The following is a 6078-nucleotide window of genomic DNA, read 5'->3' as shown; positions in this document are numbered from 1 at the left end:
TCGTGCACGGCGGCCTCGCCTCGCTCGACGCCGACGACGTGGACTCGCCTCGCCGGGCGTTCGACCTCATGGCCGACGCCGGGCTCGAGTTCGCCCCGGTGCTCGAGCACGGACGCGTCGTCGGCACGCTGAGCCGGCGCAGCGCCCTGCGCGGCACCATCTACGAGCCGAACGTCGACGCGTCGGGACGCCTCCGGGTGGCCGCGGCGGTCGGCATCAACGGCGATGTCGCCGCCAAGGCCCGCGCCCTCGTCGCCGCCGGCGTCGACATGCTCGTGATCGACACGGCGCACGGACACCAGGAGGGCATGGTCCGGGCGATCGGCATCGTGCGCGACCTCGACCTCGGGGTACCGATCGTCGCGGGCAACATCGTCACCGCCGACGCCGTGGCCGATCTCGTCGAGGCGGGCGCCGACGTGCTGAAGGTCGGCGTCGGTCCCGGCGCGATGTGCACGACCCGCATGATGACGGCGGTCGGACGCCCGCAGTTCTCCGCGGTGCTCGAGACGTCGCAGGCCGCCCGCGAGCTCGGCAAGGCGGTCTGGGCGGACGGCGGCGTGCGGTACCCGCGCGACGTCGCGCTCGCGCTGGCCGCCGGCGCGGCATCCGTCATGATCGGCTCGTGGTTCGCGGGCACGATCGAGGCGCCCGGAACGCTGAAGCGAGACGGGTCCGGCCGCCTGTACAAGGAGAGCTGGGGGATGGCGTCGACGAAGGCGGTGCGCGAGCGATTCGACCGGCTCTCGCCGTACGACCTCGCACGCAAGGAGCTCTTCGCCGAGGGCATCTCGTCGTCGTCGATCTACCTCGACCCGCTTCGCCCGTCCCTCGAGGACCTGCTCGACATGATCACGTCGGGCGTGCGCAGCTCGTTCACCTACGCGGGGGCGCGCTCGATCGCGGAGTTCCGCGAGCGCGCGCTCGTGGGCATCCAGTCGGCGGCGGGCTACGAGGAGGGCAAGGCGCTGCCGGTCAGCTGGTAGCGCCGGCCTGAGGAGGGATGCGGCGGCCCGAGAGGGTCCCACGTAGCCTCCCGAAATGGCTCATCCGTTCGAGGTGCTCGCCGACCCGGTGCGGCGACGGCTCATCGAGGTGCTCGCGGTCGGCTCGCACCGTGCCGGCGAACTCTGCGATGTGGTCACGTCGGAGTGCCGCGTCTCCCGGAGCGCGGTGTCGCACCAGCTCCGAACCCTGCGCGATGTCGGGGCGGTGATCTCCGAGGTCGACGACGAGCAGCCGCGGTCGCGTCGATACCGATTGAATGAGGAGTTCCTCCTCGCCCTGGGCGACGAGGTGCGCGCGCTGTACGACCTCTGGAGCCACCGCTACGGCTCGGCGGAAACCGGTGCTCGCGGATGGCCGGCGACGCCGACCCGTGCGCCCGGTGCGCCCCGCGAACGTCGGTTCGGTGCCGCCGCGGCGAGGCGTGCGGAAGCGGATGCCGCTGACTGGCTGGCCGACGCCGCCTCGGTCGACGATCTGTCGGGAGCGCCGCCGGCCCGATTCGAGTGAGCGGCGCGACGCGTGGTCTTCCGGCTCTGACACGTCATTCGTTCGGCTCGTGTGAGGGACGCCTCATGTGAGGGGCCCCTCACATGAGCGAAGGAGATTTCGCCGCGGCATCCGCTCGTGTGACGGGTGTGTGACGGCTCAGCCGGTGGCGGACGGCCGCCGATATACTGGACGGCACAATGGACGATCCTCCCTCTGCGAAAACGCCCGGCCATAGACCCTCGCCCGTGACCGAACGGGGAGGTGCGGATGTCTGAGTGGATTCTCCTCGGCATCGGACTCCTCCTCACGATCGGCACGGGCTTGTTCGTTGCGAGCGAGTTCGCGCTCGTCAACCTCGATCGCGCGGAGCTCGAAGCCCGGCGCGAACGCGGCGAGACCCGCCTCGGCCTGACGATCTCGGCGCTGAAGATCACCTCGACCCACCTGTCGAGCGCGCAGCTGGGCATCACGCTCACCACGCTCCTCACCGGGTACACGATGGAGCCCGCCATCAGCAGCCTCCTCGCGGGGCCGCTGACCGCGCTCGGACTGCCCGAGGGGATGGTGCGGCCCATCGGCGCCACCACGGCCATCGTCATCGCCACGCTGCTGTCGATGGTGCTGGGCGAGCTCGTGCCGAAGAACTTCGCGCTCGCCCTGCCCCGCCAGACCGCGGTGCTCGTGATGCCGTTCCAGAGCGCCTTCACCTGGGTGTTCCGGCCGGCGGTCGCGCTCCTCAACGGCAGCGCCAACGCCCTGCTGCGAAGCGTCGGCATCGAGCCCAAGGAGGAGCTGTCGGGCGCCCGCTCGGCCGAGGAGCTGTCCTCCCTCGTGCGCCGCTCCGCGAGCGCCGGCCTGCTCGAGCAGGACACCGCGACGCTGCTCGGCCGCACCCTGCGGTTCGCCGACCACGATGCATCCGACGTCATGACCCCCCGCCCGCGCGTCGCCGCCGTGCAGCGGCACGACCCCGCCGAGGCCGTGCTGGAGCTCGCCCGGCAGACCGGCTACTCCCGATTCCCCGTGTTCGACGAGAACCTCGACGACATCGTCGGCCTCGTGCACGTGAAGCAGGCCGTCGCCGTCCCGCGCGAGCGGCGCTCCGAGGTTCCCGCCTCCGCGCTGCAGTCCGAGGCGCTGCGCGTGCCCGAGACGATGAAGCTCGACATGCTGCTCGGTGAGCTCCGTGCGCGCGGCTTCCAGATGGCCGTCGTGGTCGACGAGTACGGCGGCACGGCGGGCGTCGCCACGCTCGAGGACCTCGTCGAGGAGCTCGTGGGCGAGGTCGCCGACGAGCATGACCGCACCCGTGCGGGCATCGTGCGCCGCGGCGACGTCATCAGCTTCCCCGGGATCCTCMGGCCCGACGAGCTGCTCGAGCGCACCGGCATCCGAGTGCCCGAGAACGGCGACTACGAGACCGTCGCCGGCTACGTCATCGCCGAGCTCGGCCGGCTCCCGTCGGTGGACGACGAGGTGCCCGTCGAGGAGGGCACGCTCGTGGTGCAACGGCTCGACGGCCGCCGGATCGACCGGGTGCGGTTCGTGCCGACGCCCGCGCCCGTGGCCGAGGGCGCCGACGCCGAAGGGGTGGCCCGATGAGCGACTGGATCGGCATCGTCTGGCTGTTCGTCCTCCTGATCGCCAACGCGTTCTTCGTCGGCGCCGAGTTCGCCGTGATCTCGGCGCGCCGGTCGCAGATCGAGCCGCTCGCCGAACAGGGCAGCCGGAGCGCGAAGACCGCTCTCTGGGCCATGGAGCACGCGACCCTCATGCTCGCGATGAGCCAGCTCGGGATCACGATCTGCTCGCTCCTGATCCTGAACGTCTCCGAGCCCGCCATCCACCACCTCTTGGAGGCGCCGCTGCACCTGACCGGCTGGTCGGAGGCGGTCGTGTCGACGGTGGCGTTCGTCATCACGCTGGTGCTCGTGTCGTACCTGCACGTCGTCTTCGGCGAGATGGTGCCGAAGAACCTGTCGTTCTCGGTGCCCGACCGGGCCGTGCTGCTGCTCGCGCCGCCGCTCGTCCTCCTCGCCCGCTTCTTCCGGCCCATCATCGTGGCGCTGAACGCGACCGCGAACGGCGTGCTGCGGCTCTTCGGAGTCGAGCCGAAGAGCGAGGCGAACTCCACCTTCACGCTCGAGGAGGTGCAGACGATCGTCGACCAGTCGCGCCGCGAGGGCGTGCTCGACGACGCGAGCGGCACCCTGACCGCGGCGTTCGAGTTCACCACCAAGCGCGTGCACGACGTCGCCCTGCCGATGTCGGCCCTCGTGAGCCTGCCCCCGACGGCCACGCCCGGCGACGTGGAGCGGGCCGTCGCCCGTCACGGCTTCTCGCGTTACGTGATCGTCGGCGACGACGGCGAACCCGACGGCTACGTGCACCTCAAGGACGTCATCGACCTCGACGACGACGAGTTCGACGATCCGCTGCCCGCGAAACGCGTGCGCCGGCTCGTGTCGATCTACGACGGCACCGACCTCGAGGACGCCCTGGCGACCATGCGCCGCCTCGGCACGCACGTCGCCCGCGCGTTCGACGAGGACGGTACCACGACGGGCGTGATCTTCCTGGAGGACATCATCGAGGAGCTCGTCGGCGAGGTGCAGGACGCGACGCGTCGCGGCTGACCGAGGCCCGGATCGGGCCTTCGGCGTTCCCCGGGTCGGCGTAGACTGACGCCGACCCGAGGATCCGAGGAAACATCATGTTCGAGAAGCTCATGGCCACCGCTGTGCTCCCTGCATCCGACATCGACCGCGCCAAGAAGTGGTGGCACGACGTGCTCGGCCGCGACCCCGTGTATGAGGACGGCGAAGGAGAGGCCCTCTTCTACGACGTGGGCGGCACCGTGGTGATGGTCTATCGCACCGACTTCGCGGGCACCGCGAAGAACACCGCGTTCAACCTCATGACCGACGACCTCGACCGCGACATGACCGAGCTGCGGACGCACGGGGTCGTCTTCCACGACTACGACCTGCCCGGCCTGAAGACCGAGGACGGCGTCGCCGTGCTCGGCGACGAGCGGAGCGCCTGGTTCAGCGACAGCGAGGACAACATCTTCGCCATCGGCCAGGTGTCGGCCGAGATGATGCAGATGGCGATGAAGATGCGCTCGGCCGCCGGATCGTCCTGACCTGCCCGCTCGTCACCACTCGCCGTCGTTCACCTCGGGCCGCGCCCGCAGGTACTGCGGCGGCCACATCGACGTGTCGGCCCCGAGCTCGTGCGCGGCGCGCAGCGCGAAGTGCGGATCGCGCATCATCGCCTTGCCGAACATCACGGCATCGACCTCACCGGATGCCACGAGCCGCTCGGCCTCGTCGGGCATGGTGATGCGCCCCACCGCCGACACGGGAACGCCGGCATGGTCGCCGACGTACTCGGCGAGGTGCGCCTGGTAGCCGGGCGCGACGGGGATGGGCGCATGCACGAGACCGCCGGTGGAGACGTCGAAGAAGTCGGCTCCGGCCTCCTCGGCCCAGCGGGCGACCGTCGCGGTCTGCGCCTCGTCCCAGCCGCCCTCGGTCCAGTCGGTCGCGGAGAACCGCACGAAGAGCGGCATCCGCTCGCCGATCTCGGCACGCACGGCCCGCACGAGCTCGAGCAGCAGGCGGGCCCGGTTCTGAAGGCTGCCGCCCCACCGATCGTCGCGGAAGTTGGAGAGCGGTGAGAGGAACTGGTGCACGAGGTACCCGTGCGCGGCGTGGACCTCGACCACGTCGAACCCCGCGGCCACGGCTCGACGCGCGGCCATGCGGAAGTCCTCGATCACGCCCAGGACGCCGGCATCGTCGAGTGCCTCGGGCTCCCGCAGCCCGTCGAACGCGACGGCGGACGCCGAGACGGTCGGCCAGCCGCCCTCGTCGATGGGCTGCGAGCCATTGCGGCGCGTGAACTCGGGCCACACCGACGCCTTGCGGCCCGCGTGGGCCAGCTGGATGCCGGATGCCGCGCCCTGCGAGCGGATGAACCGGGTGATGCGACTCCACGCCTCGGCCTGCTCGTCGTTCCAGAGGCCGGTGTCGTGGTCGGAGATGCGGCCCTCGGGGCTGACTGCCGTGGCCTCGGCGACGACGAGCCCGGCCCCACCCGCGGCCATCGCCCCGAGGTGCACGAGGTGCCAGTCGTGCGGCACGCCGTCGCGCTCGGTGACCGAGTACTGGCAGAGCGGCGGCACCCACACCCGGTTGCGGATCGTGAGGTCGCGGATCGTGATCGGTCGGAACAGCGCCGGGCCCGACGCGGCCCCGGGATCGGCGCTCACGCGGCCAGCTCCCGCAGCCACGCCTCGAGCGCGGCGGCGTCGGTGAATACGTGCCCGTCGCCGCCGACGGCGCGGGCGCCCTCGACGTTCTCGGACTTGTTGTCGATGAAGACCAGCTCCCCTGGCGCGATGCCGAGCTCGTCGATGACGTGCTCGTAGATCTCGGCGTGGGGCTTCACCATGCCGAGCTCGCCGCTCACGAAGACGCGCTCGAAGAGCGGCGCGAACGAGCCCGCCCGCAGCCAGCCGGAGAAGTCGGCACCGGCGTTCGAGAGGAGCGCGAGGCGCGTGCCGCCGTCGGCGAG

Annotated in this window: 7 protein-coding genes; 5 read left to right on the top strand and 2 right to left on the bottom strand. The window is 71.2% G+C overall.

Annotated features, from left to right (window positions below):
• The 5 genes from AC1DY2_RS13675 to AC1DY2_RS13655 form a co-directional block, all read left to right on the top strand.
• The coding region (locus AC1DY2_RS13675) for an IMP dehydrogenase (protein WP_476762934.1) at window positions 1–986 on the top strand (986 nt) is incomplete at its 5' end.
• A 55-nt stretch (window positions 987–1041) separates the two neighbouring features.
• Entirely contained in the window at window positions 1042–1515 is a 474-nt protein-coding gene (locus AC1DY2_RS13670) for an ArsR/SmtB family transcription factor (protein ID WP_476762933.1), read from the top strand.
• Window positions 1516–1764: 249 nt separating this feature from the next.
• A complete protein-coding gene (locus tag AC1DY2_RS13665) occupies window positions 1765–3099 on the top strand; it encodes a hemolysin family protein (RefSeq protein ID WP_476762932.1) in 1335 nt (444 codons plus the stop codon).
• Window positions 3096–4133: a hemolysin family protein gene (locus AC1DY2_RS13660; protein WP_476762931.1), complete on the top strand. Its 1038-nt coding sequence runs from the start codon at window positions 3096–3098 to the stop codon at window positions 4131–4133. The genes AC1DY2_RS13665 and AC1DY2_RS13660 overlap by 4 nt, the downstream gene beginning before the upstream one ends.
• Window positions 4134–4210: 77 nt before the next feature.
• On the top strand, window positions 4211–4642 hold the full coding sequence (locus tag AC1DY2_RS13655) for a VOC family protein (protein ID WP_476762930.1): 432 nt from the start codon (window positions 4211–4213) through the stop codon (window positions 4640–4642).
• Window positions 4643–4654: 12 nt separating this feature from the next.
• Here AC1DY2_RS13655 and AC1DY2_RS13650 read toward each other — a convergent pair whose 3' ends face one another.
• Both AC1DY2_RS13650 and AC1DY2_RS13645 read right to left on the bottom strand, forming a co-directional pair.
• Entirely contained in the window at window positions 4655–5773 is a 1119-nt protein-coding gene (locus AC1DY2_RS13650; protein WP_476762929.1) for an NADH:flavin oxidoreductase/NADH oxidase, read from the bottom strand.
• A partial coding sequence (locus tag AC1DY2_RS13645; protein WP_476762928.1) for an HAD-IA family hydrolase occupies window positions 5770–6078 on the bottom strand: 309 nt, incomplete at its 5' end. The genes AC1DY2_RS13645 and AC1DY2_RS13650, both read right to left, overlap by 4 nt.

Source organism: Agromyces sp. P1_H4 (assembly GCF_056405255.1).
Note: the sequence above shows the minus strand (reverse complement) of the source record. Positions and strands in the feature narration are given on the sequence as shown.